The sequence below is a fragment of the Streptomyces sp. NPDC006551 genome (assembly GCF_040611675.1).
Classification (GTDB): Bacteria; Actinomycetota; Actinomycetes; order Streptomycetales; family Streptomycetaceae; genus Streptomyces.
This window is the reverse complement of record NZ_JBEXOT010000006.1, coordinates 107300-124562: the sequence shown is the minus strand read 5'-3', so window position 1 is coordinate 124562 and position 17263 is coordinate 107300. Positions and strand designations below refer to the sequence as shown.

The following is a 17263-nucleotide window of genomic DNA, read 5'->3' as shown; positions in this document are numbered from 1 at the left end:
CTTGTTGTCCGGGGCACGACAGGGTAGACCCCTGCGTACTGATCACTCGACTGATCACCTACGGAGGTTGCGTACGTATGGCGAAACCCGGACCCGTCCTGATCACGGCCGCCTGCACCACCCTCGGGGCCCTTCTCCTCACCGCGCTGCCCGCGAACGCCGCACCACCCGGGCCGCGTGATCCCCGTCCCGTACGCGAAGGAGCCGGCCGTGACACGGCCGTGCCGCCTCTTCTCGGCCCGTCCGCCGCGCGGGGGGAGGGCCTTCTCGGGGACGTTCCTCTCGCGGACGGCCCCACCTCCGTCCCGGGAGCGTCTCCGCACAAGGACGGCGGGTATCCGCGCCGTACCGTCCTGACCGCCCCGGCCGCCGACCCGGCCGACAAGTCGATCAAACTGGGCCTGGCGCCGTACCACTCCCTCGCACCGCGCCTCAACGCGCTGCAGCGACTGGGCGACCGGGTGAGCGTCGAGGTCGCCGGGCGCTCGGCCCGGGGGCACGAGCTGTATCTGGTCACCGTCACCGCCCCGGAGTCCGCCGCTCAGGCGCGCGAGCAGGAGCGGATGCGGGAACGGATCGAGAACGCTCCGTTCGCGGCCGCCAAGGACCCGCGCATCAAGGCCGCGTACAAGACGCCGGTCCTCATCAACAACAACATCCACGGCAACGAGTGGGAGGGCACGGACGCGGCCCTGGAACTCGTCGAGGAGCTGGCCCGCGCCACCGACCGCAAGACGGCGGCGCTGCTGGCGACGACCCGCGTCCATCTGAACGTGACCGCCAACCCGGACGGCCGGATCGCCGGGACCCGCGCCAACGGCAACGGCTTCGACCTCAACCGGGACTTCATCACCGCCTCGCAGCCCGAGACGCGTGCGATCCGGCGGATCGCCATCGACCGGCAGCCGGCCGTGATGCTCGATCTGCACGGGTACGTCAACGGCACGCTGATCGAGCCGACTACCCCGCCGCACGGCGAGAACTACGAGTACGACCTCTTTCTGAAGAACTCCTACGCCAACGCGCTCGGCATGGAGAAGGCGGTCAACGGCCTCGGCTACACGGCGGCGAAGGACGGCGTGGAACCGGCGGTCATCCCCTTCCGGGACTGGCCGGAGGGCTGGGACGACTGGCCGCCGATCTTCACCCCGCAGTACATGCCCTTCCAGGGGGCGGTCGCCGCGCACACCATCGAGTTCCCCATGACCGTGAACAACGCGGCGTACGAGTCGCTGCCGGTGGCCGAACTGCGCCGCCGGGCGGCGATCAACGTCGACGTGGCGGGGGCGGCGATGCGCGCCACGCTCGACTACGCGTACCGCAACCGCGCTTCGGTGATCGCCGACCAGATCGAGACGTTCCGGCGGGGCGCGGCGGGCGAGGCGCAGCGGCCGGTGTCCGAGGAGACGGTGCCGGGCGTGCCGGGGATCGGCCCGGAGGACGTGTACACGACCTCCTTCCCGCGCGGGTACGTGATTCCGGCGGGCCGGTCGCAGCGGAGCGCGGTGGCGGCCGCCCGGCTCGTCGACCATCTGGTCGCCAACGACGTACGGGTGGGGCGGACGGCCGACGGCTCGTACGTCGTCGACCTGCGCCAGCCCAAGCGCGGGATGGCGAACGTGATCCTGGCCGAGGGCCGGGACATCAGCGCGGACGTGTCGACGATGTACGACATCTCGGGGTGGAGCCTCGGGCTGCTGTGGGGCGCGACCGTGCGGAAGGTCACCGACGGCCCGCTGCCCGCCTCGGTGCGCGCGGTCCGCTCCGCCGCCCCGACCGGCCGTGTGGCACCCTTCGGCGATCTGCTGCTGCGGCTCGACGACCCGAGGGAGCTGGCGGCGGTCAACGCGCTGCTGGCGCGGGGTGTGAAGGTGCGCCGGACGGCGGACGGCTCGGCGGTCGTGCCCGCGTCGGCGCGGGGCGCGGCGCGGAGCCTCGCGGACCGCTTGGGGGTGGTGTTCCGGGCGACGAAGGAGCGGGGCACGGCGCCGCTGGAGCGCACCAGGGTCGCGGCCTCGGTGACGGCCGGTGAGCTGTTCGCGCTGCGGGAGATGGGCTTCGAGGTGGTGCCGGTGTCGACGGAGACCCTGAACGCGGGCTTCGACTGGTCTACGGCCGAGGTCCTGTTCGTGTCGCGGGGCCTGGACCACGGGCGGCTGACCCCGGCGGCGCGGGAGGCGCTGCGGGCGAGCGGCGTGGGGGTGGTGGGCATCGGCTCCGCGGGCGCGGCGTTCAACGCGGCGGCGGGGCTGCTGCAGGCCACGGCCGTGGAGGGCAACGGGGACGCCAACGGTGTGGTGGCGGTCCGCAACGCGGGCGGGGCGATCACCGGGGGCGCGCCGGGGCACACCTTCGTCTACTCCCCGCTGTGGTTCACGCGGCTGGGGGCGGGGGTGCGCGCCGAGCAGACCTACGGGCCGGGCAGCCCGCTCGTCTCGGGCCACTGGCGGGCTTCGGGCGCCGAAGGCCGGGGCGGCCCCGCCGACGCGGCGGGGCAGGCGTCGGTGGTGAGCGGGACGGCGGCCCATGGCGCGCCCGTGGTGCTGTTCGGCACGGAGCCGCTCTTCCGGGACCACCCGAAGGGTGTGTTCGCACAGGTCGGGCGGGCTCTGCTGACGCGGTAGCGCGGCGGGGAAGGAAGAAGGCCGCACCCCGGTCGGTCGGGGTGCGGCCTCTCCCTAGGGTACGCGCAACTCAGACGGCCAGCTCGACCGTGATGTTGCCGCGCGTGGCCTTGGAGTACGGGCAGACCTGGTGGGCCTTCTCGATCAGGCTCTTCGCGGTCTCGGCGTCCACGTTCGGGATGGTCGCCGAGATCTTGACGATGATGCCGAAGCCGTCGTCGTTCTTGCCGATGCCGACCTCGGCGGTGATCGTCGAGCCGGAGACGTCGGCGTTCTCGTTGCGGGCCACGACGCCCAGCGCGCCCTGGAAGCAGGCGCTGTAGCCGGCGGCGAAGAGCTGCTCGGGGTTGGTGCCGGCGCCGGAGCCGCCCATGGCCTTGGGCGGGTTGACGACGACATCGAGCTGACCGTCGTCGGTGGCGACCCGGCCGTCGCGCCCGTTCTCGGCGGTGGCGATGGCCGTGTACAGGACGTCGGACTGCTGTATGGACATCTGAGTCTTCCTTCTGCTGTTTCGCCGCGACTCGCGCCCACGATCGCGACGGCTGAGGAGAGACTAGCCGGTCACCGAAACGATCATCTTCCCGGTGTTGTCTCCGCGGAGCACACCGAGGAAGGCCTCGACCCCGTTCTCGACGCCCTCCACGAAGGTCTCGCGGTACTTCAGCTCGCCGGAGCGCAGCCAGCCGCCGACCTCCTGGACGAACTGCTCCTGGAGGTCGTAGTGGTCGCCGACGAGGACGCCCTGGAGGCGCAGCCGCTTGCCGATGATCATGGCCATGTTGCGCGGCCCGGGCACCGGCTCGGTGTCGTTGTACTGCGCGATCATGCCGCAGATGGTGGCGCGGCCGTGCACGTTGAGCGAGGAGATCGCGGCCTCGAGGTGGTCGCCCCCGACGTTGTCGAAGTAGACGTCGATGCCGTCGGGTGCGGCCTCGCGGAGCTGGTCGCGGACGGGGCCGTTCTTGTAGTTGAAGGCGGCGTCGAAGCCGTACTCCTCGACCAGGACCTTGACCTTCTCGTCCGAGCCGGCGGAGCCGATGACCCGGGAGGCGCCCTTGAGCTTCGCCATCTGGCCGACCTGGCTGCCGACGGCGCCGGCCGCGCCGGAGACGAAGACGGCGTCGCCCTCCTTGAAGGAGGCGACCTCGAAGAGACCGGCGTAGGCGGTCAGGCCCGTCATGCCGAGGACGCCGAGGTAGGCGGAGAGGGGGGCCAGCTCGGGGTCGACCTTGGTGGCGTGCCGGGCCGGGACGTCGGCGTACTCGCGCCAGCCGAGGCCGTGCAGGACGTGGTCGCCGACGGCGAAGCCCTCGGCGTTGGAGGCGACGACCCGGCCGACCGCGCCGCCGTCCATGGGGTGGTCGAGCTTGAACGGCGGGATGTACGACTTGACGTCGTTCATCCGGCCGCGCATGTACGGGTCGACGGAGAAGTGCAGGTTGCGCACCAGGATCCGGCCCTCGGCGGGTTCGGCGACGGGCGTCTCGCGCAGGGCGAAGTCCGCCGGGGTCGGCCAGCCGTGCGGGCGGGCGACGAGGTGCCACTCACGGCTGGACGCGGGAAGTACGGACATGAGCACGGCCTCCTGGGAAACGTTCACAACGAGAAAGCTTCACGCTGCGGATACTTAACAACGTGAAACAACCATGCTCCTGGATATTTCATGTTGTCAAGTATCTGGGTACGATGACGTCCATGGCCACCCCACGGACAGACCCCCTGACGCGCGAAGTCGTCGAGCTGATCGGCAGCGTCGTCGCGCGGTACTACGAGGAGTACGAGCAGGCGGCCGCGCAGCACTCGCTGACCGGCGCCCAGGCCCGGGTCCTCGGACTGCTCTCCCTGGAGCCGGTGCCGATGCGCAAGATCGCCCAGAAGCTCAAGTGCGAGCCGTCGAACGTCACCGGGATCGTCGACCGGCTCGAATCGCGCGGCCTGGTGGAGCGGCGCCCCGACCCGGCCGACCGGCGGGTCAAGCTGGCCGCGCCCACCCCGGAGGGGCTGGACACCGCCCGTCGGCTGCGGGACTCCCTCGACTTCGCCCGCGAGCCGCTCGGACAGCTGACGGTGGTCGAGCGCACGCTGCTGCGGGACCTGCTCAAGCGGATGCTGGGCGAGGACTTGGTGTAACCCGCGCCTACCAGCACCAGAAGAGGACGCAGGTCGTCTTGGCGGGGGCGGGCGTCGGGGACGGGGGCGGCGTCGTCGCCCCGTCGCCGGGGCGGCCCGTGGGCGTGGGACCGGGCGGCGAGGAGCTGTCCCCCGGGGTGGGTTCGCCGGCCGACGGCGAGTCCGACGCGGACGGCGAGTCGGAAGGTGAGGCTTCGTCCGGCGGGCCCGTGGCGCCGCCGTCGGAGCCCTCCGAGCCGTCGCCAACCGAGCCCGGCCCCGAGCCGCCGGAGGCGGCGACCGAGGGCTCGCCCGGGACGGGAGCCCGCGAGCCCGCCGGGGAGACGGAGGCCGGTTTGTCGACCGGGCTCGGCCCGTCGGACGGCCCCGTGCTCAGCGAGGGCACCGGAGGCAGCGACGTCTCGACGACGTCCTCCTCCTCGACCGCGGTGGCGACCCTGCCCTTCTCGGGCGCCAGGGCCAGCTTCGCCATGCTCACCGTTCCGGCCGCGAGCACGATCCCGAGGGTGCCCACCAGGACATTGCGGCCCTTGCGACTGCGCCCGCGCCTGCCCTTGCGCGCGGCCCCTCGCCCGGCCGCGGCGGGCCCGGCGGCGCCCCGGCGCGCGGCACGACGGCCTGCCGAGGGCGCGCGCGGAGGCTCGACGACGTCCAGTTCGTAGACGTGTTCGGCCTCGGCCGCGTACTCGGTGGCACGAGGGGCTTCGTACCGCAGCTCCTCGACGGGGGTTCCGCACCCCGCACAGGCGAGGGCGCCGTTGAGATGCCGTCGGCACTGTTGGCAGTAGTCCATGGCGCCCGCAGGCTACGTGTCCCGCGGACAACACAGGTAGCCGTGAACGTGAGGATCCTGTGAGGGAATCCCGATTCACCGGCGCGCCGTCACCAATCTCCCGCTTCGGGCAGGATGGGCCCATGGAGTCACCGACGAGCGGATCGGGCGGACCACCCGAATCGGGCGGACCCTCCCGTTCCACCCACTCCGCCGGAGCCCCAGGACCCACCGAATCCACGCCATCCGCTCGGTCCGCCCCCTCCGCCGAGCCTTTCGGTCCGCGCGAGTTCCAGCTCGTCCTGCTGCGCCGGATGGCCGACCACCAGCCGGACCTGGCCGAGGACGCGCGGCGCGCCCTGGGCGCCTCCCGCACCGAGATGCGGGAGGCCAACCGGAGGTGGCAGGCATGGACTCGTGCCCGGCGCGGACCGGGTGAACTCCACCGGTACCGTTCGGCGCTCGGCGAGCCCGAGTCCCGCCATGTCGTCGAGGCGTACTCCGCCGAGATCCTGCGGTGGCCCCTGCCGCTCTGGCCCGACCTGCGCTGGGAGGTCGCGATCGGCCCGATCGGCCGCCGCACCCCCACCCAGGTCTGGGGCCGGGGCCTGGTCCGCGCGCCGGGCGCGCCCGCCCCGGAGCTGCGCACGGAGGCCGATCTGCGGCCGTGGAGCTGCACCCTGGCCGAGGTCGGGAACGCCTTCCCGCCGGCCCGCCCGCGCGAGGGCAGCGCGCCCACCCGCCTCCAGCTCGACTTCACCCTCCCCGACGGCACCCGGCGTACGGCCGAGTTCACCTGGGGCCTGTTCCAGCGACTCCTCTGACCTGCCGCCGACCGGAGGCGCACCCCCGGGCGGCTCAGCCCAGCGCGCGCCGCGGACGCCGGAAACGCACGATGCGAACAGAACGCCGAAGCACACCGCGTACCACCTCGCTCCGTGCCGGCACCGCACTCCGGAGGATCTGCCGTGACCGTCAGTCTTGAGCAGCTGCGCCGCTGCCATGTCGCCGTCGACCTGGGCGCCGCCCGCACCCGGGTCTTCGTCAAGGGCGCCGGCCTCGTCGTCGACGAGCCCAGCGTCGCCGCCGTGAACACCCGTACCGGCGCGCTGATCGCCGTCGGCGCGCTGGCCGAGAAGATGACCGGCCGCACTCCGGACTACATCCGGGTCACCCGGCCCGTCTCCGGCGGCACCGTCGTCGACATCGAGATGGCCCAGCGGATGCTCCGCCACCTCCTCGGCGAGAAGCTCCGCCGCCAGCTGCGCCGCAAGCCCCGGCTGCGCGCCGCCGCCTGCACCCCGCACGACAGCGACCCGCTCGCCCAGCGCGCCGCCGTCGAGACCCTGGTCGGCCTGGGAGCGCGACGGGTGGAGCTGGTCGACACCCTGATCGCGGCGGCCGTGGGCTGCGGACTCCCCGTCGAGCAGCCCACCGCCACCATGATCATGGTGTGCGGGGCGGCCACCACCCAGGTCGCGGTGCTGTCGCTGGGCTCGATCGTCACCGCCCAGCGCATCCCGGTCGGCGGCGACGCGATCGACCACGCCGTCATCCAGCACCTGCGCCACCAGCACGAGCTGATGCTGCCCAGCCAGTCGGTCCGCCCGCTGCAGCTGGCCCTCAGCGGCAACGGCCTGACCCTCCAGGGCCCGGCCTCCACCGAGATCCACGGCCGGGACGTCGCGACCGGCCTGGCCCGGTCGGTGACCGTCGACACCGCCGCCGTACGGGACGCCATCCACACCCCCCTGACGGCCGTCCTCGACGGCATCGGCAAGATCCTGCGCGAGTGCCCGCCCGACCTGGTGGCCGATCTCGCCGAACGCGGCATCATGATGGTCGGCGGCAGCGCGCTGCTGCCGGGCCTCGACCAGATGCTCCGCGAGGCGACCGGGATGCCGGTGCACATCGCCGAACGGCCGGACGTGTGCTCGATCCTCGGGCTCGGCGCGATGCTGGAGGGCAAGATCCAGCCGATGGTCCTCGACCCGCTGGACCCGCTGACGGACGCGGAATGACCGCCCCGACGTTCCGATTTCTTCCGCTTGTACGACAATGAACCCATGTCGATCAAGGACGCGGACGGTCCGGCTCCCCGGCTGCCGACTCTGCTCGAAGCGGTCCTCAGCGTCGGCACCGACCTCGAACTGCGGGCCACGCTCCAGCACATCGTGGACTCCGCGGCCGAGCTGACCGGGGCCCGCTACGGTGCGCTCGGGGTCGTCGACCCCGAGCGCCGCCGCGTCACCGAGCTGTTCACGGCCGGATTGACGGAGGCGGAACGGCAGCGGATCGGCCGCCTCCCCGACGGGCGCACCGGGGTCATCGGGGCTCTGCTCCAGGACCCCCGGCCGCTGCGGCTCGACGATCTGACGACCGATCCACGCTCCTGCGGGGTCCCGGCGGGGCATCCCGCGATGCACTCCTTCCTCGGCGTCCCGATCCGCGTGCACACCGAGGTGTTCGGCAATCTCTATCTGACCGAGAAGCGGGGCGGGCCCTTCACCGAGGAGGACATCGCCCTGCTGCGGGTCCTCGCCTCCCAGGCCGGGATCGCGATCGGCAACGCCCGGCTCTACGAGACCGCCCGGCAGCGCGAGCGCTGGATCGAGGGCGCGGCCGCGGTGACGACGGCCCTGCTCACCGGCGAGCCGGCCGAGGACGCGCTGATGACCGTCGCCGAGCGGGCGCGGCTGCTGGCGGACGCCTCGGCCGGGGTCGTCCTGCAGCCCACCGCCGAGGGCGGGATGGAGATCGTGGCCGCCTCGACGGTCGACGACCCCGGGGACCTGATCGGTACGACGATCGCGCCCGGCTCCCCCGTACTCACACAACTGCTCGGCGGGGAGCCGGTGTTCGTCGAGGACTCGGCGACCGATCCCCGGATGACGACGCATGTACGGTCGCGCTTCGGGCCCTCGATGATGCTGCCGCTCCAGAGCGGCGGAAGGCTCATCGGCACCCTCGCCCTGCCCCGGCGGCGCGGCGGCGCTCCGTACTCGGCGGTGGACCGGCTGCTCGCCTCGCAGTTCGCCTCCCAGGCCGCGCTCGCGCTGGTCCTGGCGGACGCGCGGAACGACCGGGAACGGCTCGCGGTGTACGAGGACCGGGACCGGATCGCGCGCGACCTGCACGACCTGGTCGTCCAACGGCTCTTCGCGACGGAGATGATGCTGGAGTCGACCCGGCGGCGGGCGGCGGAGTCCTCCGAGGAGAACGCGCTCCTCGGCCGGGCGGTGGACGAACTCGACTCCACGATCCAGGAGGTGCGGACCACCATCTTCGCCCTCCAGCAGCCACCGGCGGACGCGCCGGCCTCCTTCCGGGGCCGGGTGCTGCGCGAGACGGGCGGCGCGGCGGCCCTGCTCGGCTTCCAGCCCTCGGTCCACTTCTCCGGCGCCGTCGACACCCTCATCGAGCCCGGGGACGCCGACGGGCTCCTCGCCGCCCTGCGCGGCGCGCTGGCGGCGGCCCACCGGCGGCCGGGCGTCACCGCCATCACGGTCGAGGTGGCGATGACGCCGGCCGGCCCGCGGCTGACGGTGGCGGACGACGCACGGCCGCCGACGACGGTGAACTGGCCCTGACCGCCGTCCCAGCGGCATCCCCGCGCGCACCCCGTACGGCGCAGTCCGGCGCGCCCGTCCGGACGGCGCGGACTTGACTGGTGGGGTGGACACCGTCGCGAAGCCCTCCCCAGCCGCGTACCGGAACCTGGTGATGGCCACGATCGGCTTCACGCTCACCTTCTGGGCGTGGGCCCTGATCGCGCCGCTGGCCGGCTGGTACGGCGACCGGCTGGAACTGAACTCCTTCCAGCAGTCGTTGCTGGTCGCCGTCCCCGTCCTGGTCGGCTCCGTCGGCCGGATCCCGGTGGGCGCGCTCACCGACCGCTACGGCGCCAGGCTGATGTTCCCGCTCGTGTCGGCGCTCACGATCGTGCCCGTCCTGCTGCTGATCCCGGCGAAGAACTCGTACGGCGCGATGCTCGCCGTCGGCTTCCTCCTGGGCCTGGGCGGCACGACGTTCGCCATCGGCATCCCGCTGGTCAACTCCTGGTTCCCGCCCGCCGAGCGGGGCCTCGCGCTCGGTGTCTTCGGCATGGGCATGGGCGGGGTGGCCCTCTCCGGCTACTTCACGCCGCGCATCGCCCGGCACGGCGAGGATCTGCCCTTCCTCGTCGTCGCGATCACCCTCGCCGCCTACGCCGTCCTCGCCTTCCTCCTCATCACCGACCGCCCCGACCGGCCGGTCCCCACCGCCTCCCTCGCGTCCCGGCTGGGCAGGGCGGGACGGCTGCGGGTGACGTGGGAGCTGTCGGCGCTGTACGCGATCGGGTTCGGCGGCATCGTCGCCTTCGGCGTGTACCTGCCCACGTACCTGAAGACCTGGTACGCGCTCGACCCGACCGACGCCGGCACCAAGGCGGCCGGGTTCGCTCTGGTGACGGTCGTCTTCCGGCCGTTCGGCGGCTGGCTCTCCGACCGGGTCCACCCGGCGCTCGTCACCGCGGGCGCCCTCGGCCTCGTCGCCCTCTTCGCCATCGTCCAGGCCTTCGACCCGGCCCTGAACCCGGGCGGCACCGTCGCGCTGCTGTGCATGGCCGCCGGGCTCGGCACCGCCAGCGGTTCCGTCTTCGCGCTGGTCGCCCAGGTCACGCCGCAGCCGCAGGTCGGCAGCGTGACGGGCATCGTCGGAGCGATGGGCGGGCTCGGCGGGTTCGTGCCGCCGCTGGTGATGGGCGCGATCTACAGCGCCGAGGACTCGTACTCGATCGGCTTCATGCTCCTGTCCGACCTCGCGCTCGCCGGCTGTGTGTACGCCTACGGCCGGATGCGGACCATCAGGCCCACGGAGGACGCGGGCGGCGGCGGGCGACCGCCCGAGGTGAGCAAGGTCGCAGCGCCCCGCACCTGACGCGCGGGCAGAATGCTTTCGGCATCCCTCGACGCGAGGAGAACGACCGATGAGCGCGCTCTTCCCGGCCCTCGCTGCCGGTCCGGCCCCCGCGGGCGGTTCGGCCGGTGGTGACCGGACCGCGCTGCGCTGCGGCGCCGACGCACTGACGTACGACGAACTGGGCGCGGCCGCGGGCGCGCTGGTCCCCCGGCTGAAGGACGCGGGCCGGGTGGCGGTCTGGGCCACGCCCACCGCGCGGACGGCGGTCGCGGTGGTGGCGGCGCTCCTCGCCGGGGTTCCGGCGGTCCCGCTCAATCCGCGCACCGGCGAGCGGGAACTGGCGCACATCGTCGGTGACAGCGCGCCCGGCCTGGTCCTCGCCGGCGCGGAGGACGACCTGCCCCCGGGGCTCGCGGCCCTGGAGCGGATCGACGTGGACGTGCGGGCCCGGGGCCCGTTGGCGGTGGAGCCGGACTCGGCCGAGTCCGCCGCCCTGGTCGTCTACACCTCCGGCACCACCGGGCCGCCCAAGGGTGTGGTGCTCTCCCGCCGCGCGATCGCCGCCTCGCTGGACGCCCTGGAGGAGGCGTGGGCGTGGACCGCGGACGACGTCCTCGTGCACGCGCTGCCGCTGTTCCACGTCCACGGCCTGATCCTGGGCGTTCTCGGCCCGCTGCGCCGCGGCGGGTCGGTGCGGCATCTGGGCACGTTCTCGGTGCGGGGCGTGGCCGACGCGCTCGGGAAGGGCGGCGGCACGATGCTGTTCGGTGTGCCGACGATGTACCACCGGCTGGCGGACGCGCTGGACGAGGACCCGGCGCTGGTACGGGCGTTGCGCGGGGCGCGGCTGCTGGTCTCCGGCTCGGCGGCGCTGCCCGTCCACGACCACGAGCGGATCGCGGCGGCGACGGGCCGTCAGGTCGTCGAACGGTACGGGATGACCGAGACGCTCATGCTGACGAGCGTGCGCGTGGGCTCGGGCCCGCGGCCCGGGTCGGTGGGGCTGCCCCTGCGGGGCGTGGAGCTGCGGCTCGTGGAGGAGGACGGGACGGAGATCGGGTCGGACGACGGGGAGGCCGTCGGTGAGATCCAGGTCCGGGGACCGAACCTCTTCACGGAGTATCTGAACCGGCCGGACGCCACGGCCGCCGCCTTCGACGGGGACTGGTTCCGCACGGGCGACATGGCGGTCCGGGACCCCGACGGGTCCGTACGGATCGTGGGCCGCAAGGCGACCGATCTGATCAAGAGCGGCGGTTACAAGATCGGTGCGGGAGAGATAGAGAACGCGCTCCTCGACCACCCGGCGGTGCGGGAGGCGGCGGTGACCGGCGAGCCCGACCCGGACCTGGGCGAACGGATCGTGGCCTGGGTGGTCCCGGCGGACGCGGCGCGCCCCCCGGCCGCCGAGGAGCTCGCCGGACATGTGGCGGCCCTCCTCGCCCCGCACAAACGCCCCCGGGCGGTGCGCTTCCTTTCCGCCCTGCCGCGCAACGACATGGGCAAGGTCCTGAAGAAGGCGCTCCCGGAGGCCGGCCGTGGGTGAGCCGGCGGGGGCGGTGGGGCGACCCTCGGCCCGTGAGGCGATCGCGCTGGTCACGGACGACTTCGTGGGCGCGCCGGGTGGCGCCGAGGGGCCGCCGGAACCGGATGGCCCTCTCGCCTGGGCCGGTTACGGCGCCGCACGCGCGCGTGCCCGCGAGCTGACCGGGGAGGACGAGTCCGTCGTCCACGGCACGGCGACGATCGGCGGCCGCCCCTGTGTCCTGGTGGCGTTCGAGTTCGGCTTCCTGGGCGGCTCGCTGGGGCTGGCGGCCGGTGACCGGCTGGTCGCCGCCTACCGCGCGGCCCGGGAGCGGCGGATTCCGCTGGTCTCGCTCGTGGCGACGGGCGGCAGCCGGATGCAGGAGGGCATGGTCGCCCTGACCCAGCTCCAGCGCGTGGCCGCCGAGACGGTACGTCTGAGGGAGTCCGGCGTCCCCCATGTCGCGGTTCTCCGCGACCCCGCGACCGGCGGCGGCTGGGCCACCGTCGGCGCCGGCGCGGACGTCGTCCTCGCCCTGCCCGCCGCCCAGGTCGCCTTCGCGGGCTCCCGGGTCCGCCCCCGGGACGCCGACCCGGCGGCCTACACGGCGGAGGACCAGGCGGCCCACGGCCATGTGGACGCGGTCGTCCCCCCGGAGGAGCTGAGGAGCACGCTGTCCCGCTGGCTCCGCCTCCTGACGGGCGGCCGGGACCCGGCCTCGGCTGACCCGCCCGCCCCCGCTCCGCCGCCCCACGCGCCCGCCGACGCGGCACCGCCCGGAACCGGGTGGGAGGCGGTCGGGCGGGCACGGGACCCGGGGCGGCCCCGGGCCGGGGCGTATCTCGACGCGTACTTCGACGAGCGGGCGGCGATCCGCGGCGACCGGGCCGGCGGGGTGGACCCGGCCGTGGAGTGCGGGTTCGGACTCCACCGGGGGCGGGTCGTCGCCTACGCCGCGCAGGACGGCACGGCGACCAGGCCCGCCGGTTTCCGGACCGTGGCCCGGCTCGTGCGGCTCGCGGCCCGGCTCGGGATCCCCGTGCTGACCCTGATCGACACGCCCGGCGCCGCCAACGACGCCGAGGCCGAGCGGGCCGGGGCCGGCCCCGCCATCGCGGAGGCGTTCGCCGCGATCGCCGAGGCCCGCACTCCCGTCACCTCCCTCCTGATCGGCGAGGGCGGCTCCGGCGGCGCCCTCGCCCTGGCCGCCCCCGGCAACACCTGGGCCACGCCGAGCGGTTACTTCTCGGTGATCGCGCCCGAACTCGCCGCAGCGATCCTCAAGCGCGACGCCACCCATGTCCCGGCGACCGCCGACCAGTTGCGGCTGCGCCCTCAGGACCTGGTCGAACTGGGCGTCGTCCGCGGCATCGTGACCCGCGGCGCGTGACCAGCCGCCGCGCGGTGAGGCCGGTTCAGGCGGTCGGGTCGACGGCGTCGTACCGGCGGAAGCCGCGTCCGTACAGGGCGAGCAGACCGACGGCGAGGACGCAGGCGATTCCGCCGCCGGTGATGGCGACGGCGGGCGAGGTGAGGTCGGCGACCGAGCCGGCCAGGAAGTCGCCGAGCCGCGGGCCGCCCGCGACGACCACGATGAAGACGCCCTGGAGTCTGCCGCGCATCTCGTCCGGGGCGGCGACCTGCATCATCGTGTTCCGGAAGATCATGGAGACGGTGTCGGAGTAGCCGGCCAGGGCGAGGAGGATCAGCCCGAGCCAGAGCTCACGGGTGAGGCCGAAGGCGGCGATCGCGGTGCCCCAGCAGGCGACGGCGAGCAGGATGGCCTGGCCGTGGTGGCGGATGCGGCCCTGCCAGCCGGACAGGACTCCGCCGAGGAGCGCCCCGGCCGCGGGGGCGGCGGCGAGCAGCCCGGTGGTGCGTGCGTCGCCGTCGTACCAGACCACGGCGACGACCGGGAACAGCGCGCGCGGATGGGCGAGGATCATCGCGCAGAAGTCCGAGAAGAACGTCATCCGCAGGTTGGGGCGGGTGGCGAGGAAGCGAAGCCCGTCGAGGACGGAGGCCCGCTTGGTGCCGGTCCGGTCGGGGAGCATGGCGGGCAACCGCCACATCGCGTACAGCGCGGCGAAGAAGGCGACGGCGTCGACGAGGTACGCGGTCTGGTAGCCGGCGACGCCGACGATGAGGCCGCCGAGGCTCGGGCCGACGAGGGTGCCGAACGTCGTCGTCATGGAGTTGAGCGCGTTGGCGGCGCGCAGCTGCTCGGGCGGCAGCAGCCGGGGGATCATCGAGGTGCGGGCGGGCGAGTTGAGCGCGGCGCAGACGGACTGCAGGGCCACGATCGCGTACAGGAACCAGACCCGGTGGAACCCGGCGAACGCGGCCGTGGCGAGCGCGGCGGACAGCACGGCGGAGCCGGCGGCGCTGAACAGCCCCAGCTTGCGGCGGTCGACGGTGTCGGCGATGGCGCCGCCGTACAGCCCGAAGACGATCAGCGGGACGAGCGAGAAGAGGCCCACGAGGCCGACGGAGAACGGCGAGCGGGTGATGTCGTACACCTGGAGCGAGACCGCGAGGGCGGTCATGCCCTGGCCGACCCAGGAGATCGTGTTGCCGAACCAGAGGCGGCGGTAGTGCGCGGAGGTCCGCAGCGGCGTGAGGTCGGCGAAGAGCCGCCGGCGCTCGGGGGCGGGGGCGGGCGCGCTCACGCGACGTCGAACCGGAGCTCGGGCCTGGCCCAGTAGATCCGGCCGGTGGGCGCGACGGTGCCGGTCCGGTGAGCGCCGGTGCGCAGATAGAAGTCCTCGGCGGGCGGATGGGCGACCACCTTGACGGACGCGATCCCGGCCGCGCGGGCCTCCCCGACCATGTGCTCCATGAGCATCCGTCCGATGCCGCGTCCCTGGGCCTCGTCGGCGACGAAGGCGAGGTCGAGCTCGGCCTCGCCGCCGTCCTCCAGGACCAGGGCGTAGAACCCGAGCACCCGATCGCGCTCGTCGACGGCGACGTGCACGCGGTGGTGCTCGATGTACGGACCGCCGACGACGTACCCGTCGACCATCACGGCGTAGTCACCGCGGTAGGCGCCGGATTTCCGGACGAGCCGCGTGAGCCGCTGGGAGTCGTCGGCGGTGGCCCGCCGGAGGGAGAGGGAGGACATGGAAGGGAGTATAGGGGCGAAGGTGTCTTAAGGTCCTTACAATTCTCCCGCTCGCGTGGGCGAGGACCCGCAGGCCGGCCCTCAGCCGCAGGCGGTCAGGTCGTCCGGGTCGACGGTGTCGAGGCGGGCCGCCAGGTCTGCCAGCTGGACGCGCAGCGCGCGGATCTCCTCCAGCGACATGCCCGTCGCGGCGGCGATCCGCCGCGGCACGCCGAGGGCCTTCTCCCGCAGCTCGGCTCCGCTCGCGGTGACCCGGGCGGTGACGGAGCGCTCGTCCTCGGCGCTGCGTCGCCGCTCCACGTATCCGACCGCCTCCAACCGCTTGAGGAGCGGCGACAGCGTGCCCGAGTCCAGCCTCAGACGCTCCCCGATCCCCTTCACCGGCAGTTCACCGTGCTCCCAGAGCACCAGCATCACCAGGTACTGCGGGTAGGTGAGGCCGAGTTCCTTGAGGGCGCCGCGGTAGATCCCGTTGAACGCGCGGGTGGCGGCGTGCAGCGAGAAGCAGATCTGGTGGTCGAGCCGGAGGAAGTCCTCGTCCCGGGCCGTGTCGAGCGTCTCCATGCCTCCAGGTTACGCGAGACCCGATTCAATTGCGCACAACTCAATTGTGCGCTATCAATGACAGGGCACCCCACCGCACACCCGTGGACAGAAAGAGAAGTCACCGATGAACGCGATCTACACCGCCGTCGCCACCGCCAACGGCCGCGAGGGCCGCGCCGTCAGCTCCGACGGCCACATCGACCTCCCGCTCGCCCACCCCCAGGCCCTTGGCGGCAACGGCCAGGGCACCAACCCCGAGCAGCTCTTCGCCGCCGGCTACGCGGCCTGCTTCGCGAGCGCCATGGGTGTGATCGCGCGCCAGGAGAAGATCGACATCACGGACGTCTCGGTGACGGCCGAGGTCAGCATCGGAAAGGACGAGGCCGACAACGGCTTCGGTCTCGGGGTCGTCATGCGTGCCGAGTTCCCCGACCACCTCCAGGGCGAGCCGGGCCGCGAGCTCCTGGAGAAGACCCACGCCTTCTGCCCGTACTCGAAGGCCACCCGCGGCAACATCCAGGTGGACCTCGTCATCGAGTAGTCCCGCGAATCAGCCGTCCGGGCGACGGCACGAAAAACCCCCGGCGTGTCGTACGTGTCGTACGTCACGCCGGGGGCATTGTGGTCGCCGTACAGGTGGAAACGTTCCTGCTTGCGCGACCCCGGGTGGGGCGGGTGGGACTCGAACCCACGGCCGACGGATTATGAGTCCGCTGCTCTAACCGGCTGAGCTACCGCCCCTTGACGGCGTGGCGCGTACATGTGTGCGCGCCGTCTGCCGCAGCATAGCCGCTCATACGATCTCTTGCTGTGGATGGTCGACTACGCCTGACCTTGAGGACTTCCCCCGGCACGCCATGGTTCCCGGAGACAAGAAAGAGGACCCCTAAGGGTCCTCTTTCTCTCTGCTCCCCCGGCTGGACTCGAACCAGCAACCCTCCGGTTAACAGCCGAATGCTCTGCCAATTGAGCTACAGGGGATCGCGCTCCCCCGACTGGACTCGAACCAGTAACCTGCCGGTTAACAGCCGGCTGCTCTGCCAATTGAGCTACAGGGGATTGCTGCGGTTGCACCGAACGTACCCACCTCGGGTGTTCCGGGCGGCGCTCGTTCGCTGCGACACATACATTAGCGCAAGCAGGGGGGTGCTCCGCCAATCGGTGTGCCGTGGGCGCTCGTGGGCACCAGTGAGACATCAGGGAAGCTCCAGGGAAGGGTGGTGCCGCCGTGCGGTACAAGCTGACGTTCGTCGTGGGACTGGCCCTCGGTTACGTCATCGGCACTCGGGCCGGTCGCGAGCGCTACGAGCAGTTGAAGAAGTCGGCACGAGATCTCACCCAGAACCCGGCCGTGCGCAACGCGGCCGAGTCGGCCGCCCAGACCGGGCGCGAGGTCGCGGGCAAGGCGATGCACGTCATGAGCGACAAGGTCGGCGACAAGCTGCCCGCGTCGGTCACCGACCGGGTCCACGCCCTGCGCCGGCACAACGGTCATGTCAACACCAACGCCCCCGAGGACGACTGGGGCACCAGCAACACCTGACGATCCGGTGATCACCCGAGCGGGCGGGGCCCGGCGCCGCGCTCGAAAACGCGTGCCTTACCCCCCGCTCGGTCCCCCTACTCCTCCGCGTGCGGCA

At 73.0% G+C, this 17263-nt stretch carries 16 protein-coding genes and 3 tRNA genes; 10 read left to right on the top strand and 9 right to left on the bottom strand.

The window, feature by feature from the left end:
* Nucleotides 1-77 precede the first annotated feature (77 nt).
* Nucleotides 78-2624 carry a M14 family zinc carboxypeptidase gene (locus ABZY12_RS09410; protein ID WP_356888694.1) on the top strand — a complete coding sequence of 849 codons (2547 nt, stop codon included), beginning with the start codon at nt 78-80 and terminating at the stop codon, nt 2622-2624.
* Nucleotides 2625-2694: 70 nt separating this feature from the next.
* Here ABZY12_RS09410 and ABZY12_RS09405 read toward each other — a convergent pair whose 3' ends face one another.
* Nucleotides 2695-3117: an organic hydroperoxide resistance protein gene (locus ABZY12_RS09405; RefSeq protein WP_356888693.1), complete on the bottom strand. Its 423-nt coding sequence runs from the start codon at nt 3115-3117 to the stop codon at nt 2695-2697.
* Nucleotides 3118-3180: 63 nt separating this feature from the next.
* Entirely contained in the window at nt 3181-4200 is a 1020-nt protein-coding gene (locus ABZY12_RS09400) for an NADP-dependent oxidoreductase (protein ID WP_356888692.1), read from the bottom strand.
* 122 nt (nt 4201-4322) lie between these two features.
* On the opposite strand from ABZY12_RS09400, the gene ABZY12_RS09395 reads away from it, so the two are divergent.
* Nucleotides 4323-4757 carry a MarR family transcriptional regulator gene (locus ABZY12_RS09395; protein ID WP_356888691.1) on the top strand — a complete coding sequence of 145 codons (435 nt, stop codon included), beginning with the start codon at nt 4323-4325 and terminating at the stop codon, nt 4755-4757.
* A gap of 7 nt (nt 4758-4764) precedes the next feature.
* On the opposite strand, the gene ABZY12_RS09390 is transcribed toward ABZY12_RS09395, so the two are convergent.
* Complete coding sequence (locus tag ABZY12_RS09390; RefSeq protein ID WP_356888690.1) at nt 4765-5550, bottom strand: hypothetical protein; 786 nt, start codon at nt 5548-5550, stop codon at nt 4765-4767.
* 122 nt (nt 5551-5672) lie between these two features.
* Here ABZY12_RS09390 and ABZY12_RS09385 point away from each other — a divergent pair, with 122 nt between their 5' ends.
* The 6 genes from ABZY12_RS09385 to ABZY12_RS09360 all read left to right on the top strand — a co-directional run bounded on the left by ABZY12_RS09385 (nt 5673) and on the right by ABZY12_RS09360 (nt 13346).
* On the top strand, nt 5673-6353 hold the full coding sequence (locus tag ABZY12_RS09385) for a hypothetical protein (RefSeq protein ID WP_356888689.1): 681 nt from the start codon (nt 5673-5675) through the stop codon (nt 6351-6353).
* Between the two features lie 144 nt (nt 6354-6497).
* Nucleotides 6498-7550, top strand: a complete 1053-nt coding sequence (locus tag ABZY12_RS09380; protein ID WP_356888688.1) for a rod shape-determining protein — start codon at nt 6498-6500, stop codon at nt 7548-7550.
* A gap of 45 nt (nt 7551-7595) precedes the next feature.
* The gene (locus tag ABZY12_RS09375) at nt 7596-9119 is read left to right on the top strand and encodes a GAF domain-containing protein (RefSeq protein ID WP_356888687.1); all 1524 of its coding nucleotides are present in this window, start codon (nt 7596-7598) and stop codon (nt 9117-9119) included.
* Between the two features lie 133 nt (nt 9120-9252).
* Nucleotides 9253-10449, top strand: a complete 1197-nt coding sequence (locus ABZY12_RS09370) for a NarK/NasA family nitrate transporter (protein WP_356888824.1) — start codon at nt 9253-9255, stop codon at nt 10447-10449.
* 49 nt (nt 10450-10498) lie between these two features.
* Nucleotides 10499-11977 (top strand): acyl-CoA synthetase, encoded by a 1479-nt coding sequence (locus ABZY12_RS09365; RefSeq protein ID WP_356888686.1) that lies wholly within the window; start codon nt 10499-10501, stop codon nt 11975-11977.
* Nucleotides 11970-13346: a carboxyl transferase domain-containing protein gene (locus ABZY12_RS09360; protein WP_356888685.1), complete on the top strand. Its 1377-nt coding sequence runs from the start codon at nt 11970-11972 to the stop codon at nt 13344-13346. The genes ABZY12_RS09365 and ABZY12_RS09360 overlap by 8 nt, the downstream gene beginning before the upstream one ends.
* A 25-nt stretch (nt 13347-13371) precedes the next feature.
* Here ABZY12_RS09360 and ABZY12_RS09355 read toward each other — a convergent pair whose 3' ends face one another.
* From ABZY12_RS09355 to ABZY12_RS09345, 3 genes are all read right to left on the bottom strand, one after another.
* A complete protein-coding gene (locus tag ABZY12_RS09355; protein WP_356888684.1) occupies nt 13372-14625 on the bottom strand; it encodes an MFS transporter in 1254 nt (417 codons plus the stop codon).
* Complete coding sequence (locus tag ABZY12_RS09350) at nt 14622-15077, bottom strand: GNAT family N-acetyltransferase (protein WP_356888683.1); 456 nt, start codon at nt 15075-15077, stop codon at nt 14622-14624. Before ABZY12_RS09350 ends, ABZY12_RS09355 begins: the two co-directional genes overlap by 4 nt.
* 81 nt (nt 15078-15158) lie before the next feature.
* Nucleotides 15159-15641 (bottom strand): MarR family transcriptional regulator, encoded by a 483-nt coding sequence (locus ABZY12_RS09345; protein WP_356888682.1) that lies wholly within the window; start codon nt 15639-15641, stop codon nt 15159-15161.
* 106 nt (nt 15642-15747) lie between these two features.
* Here ABZY12_RS09345 and ABZY12_RS09340 point away from each other — a divergent pair, with 106 nt between their 5' ends.
* Nucleotides 15748-16164 carry an organic hydroperoxide resistance protein gene (locus tag ABZY12_RS09340; RefSeq protein ID WP_356888681.1) on the top strand — a complete coding sequence of 139 codons (417 nt, stop codon included), beginning with the start codon at nt 15748-15750 and terminating at the stop codon, nt 16162-16164.
* Nucleotides 16165-16290: 126 nt separating this feature from the next.
* Here ABZY12_RS09340 and ABZY12_RS09335 read toward each other — a convergent pair.
* From ABZY12_RS09335 to ABZY12_RS09325, 3 genes are all read right to left on the bottom strand, one after another.
* Nucleotides 16291-16364: transfer RNA gene (locus ABZY12_RS09335), tRNA-Ile, on the bottom strand.
* A 167-nt stretch (nt 16365-16531) separates the two neighbouring features.
* Nucleotides 16532-16604, bottom strand: a tRNA-Asn gene (locus ABZY12_RS09330).
* Between the two features lie 5 nt (nt 16605-16609).
* Nucleotides 16610-16682: transfer RNA gene (locus tag ABZY12_RS09325), tRNA-Asn, on the bottom strand.
* Between the two features lie 169 nt (nt 16683-16851).
* On the opposite strand from ABZY12_RS09325, the gene ABZY12_RS09320 reads away from it, so the two are divergent.
* Entirely contained in the window at nt 16852-17166 is a 315-nt protein-coding gene (locus tag ABZY12_RS09320; protein ID WP_356888680.1) for a YtxH domain-containing protein, read from the top strand.
* The last annotated feature ends 97 nt before the right edge of the window (nt 17167-17263 follow it).

Bases quoted from the DNA above. Each gene is read 5' to 3' on its own strand.
- ABZY12_RS09410 (WP_356888694.1), top strand. From the start codon at position 78: ATGGCGAAACCCGGACCCGTCCTGATCACGGCCGCCTGCACCACCCTC.
- ABZY12_RS09405 (WP_356888693.1), bottom strand. From the start codon at position 3,117: ATGTCCATACAGCAGTCCGACGTCCTGTACACGGCCATCGCCACCGCC.
- ABZY12_RS09400 (WP_356888692.1), bottom strand. From the start codon at position 4,200: ATGTCCGTACTTCCCGCGTCCAGCCGTGAGTGGCACCTCGTCGCCCGC.
- ABZY12_RS09395 (WP_356888691.1), top strand. From the start codon at position 4,323: ATGGCCACCCCACGGACAGACCCCCTGACGCGCGAAGTCGTCGAGCTG.
- ABZY12_RS09390 (WP_356888690.1), bottom strand. From the start codon at position 5,550: ATGGACTACTGCCAACAGTGCCGACGGCATCTCAACGGCGCCCTCGCC.
- ABZY12_RS09385 (WP_356888689.1), top strand. From the start codon at position 5,673: ATGGAGTCACCGACGAGCGGATCGGGCGGACCACCCGAATCGGGCGGA.
- ABZY12_RS09375 (WP_356888687.1), top strand. From the start codon at position 7,596: ATGTCGATCAAGGACGCGGACGGTCCGGCTCCCCGGCTGCCGACTCTG.
- ABZY12_RS09370 (WP_356888824.1), top strand. From the start codon at position 9,253: ATGGCCACGATCGGCTTCACGCTCACCTTCTGGGCGTGGGCCCTGATC.
- ABZY12_RS09365 (WP_356888686.1), top strand. From the start codon at position 10,499: ATGAGCGCGCTCTTCCCGGCCCTCGCTGCCGGTCCGGCCCCCGCGGGC.
- ABZY12_RS09350 (WP_356888683.1), bottom strand. From the start codon at position 15,077: ATGTCCTCCCTCTCCCTCCGGCGGGCCACCGCCGACGACTCCCAGCGG.
- ABZY12_RS09345 (WP_356888682.1), bottom strand. From the start codon at position 15,641: ATGGAGACGCTCGACACGGCCCGGGACGAGGACTTCCTCCGGCTCGAC.
- ABZY12_RS09340 (WP_356888681.1), top strand. From the start codon at position 15,748: ATGAACGCGATCTACACCGCCGTCGCCACCGCCAACGGCCGCGAGGGC.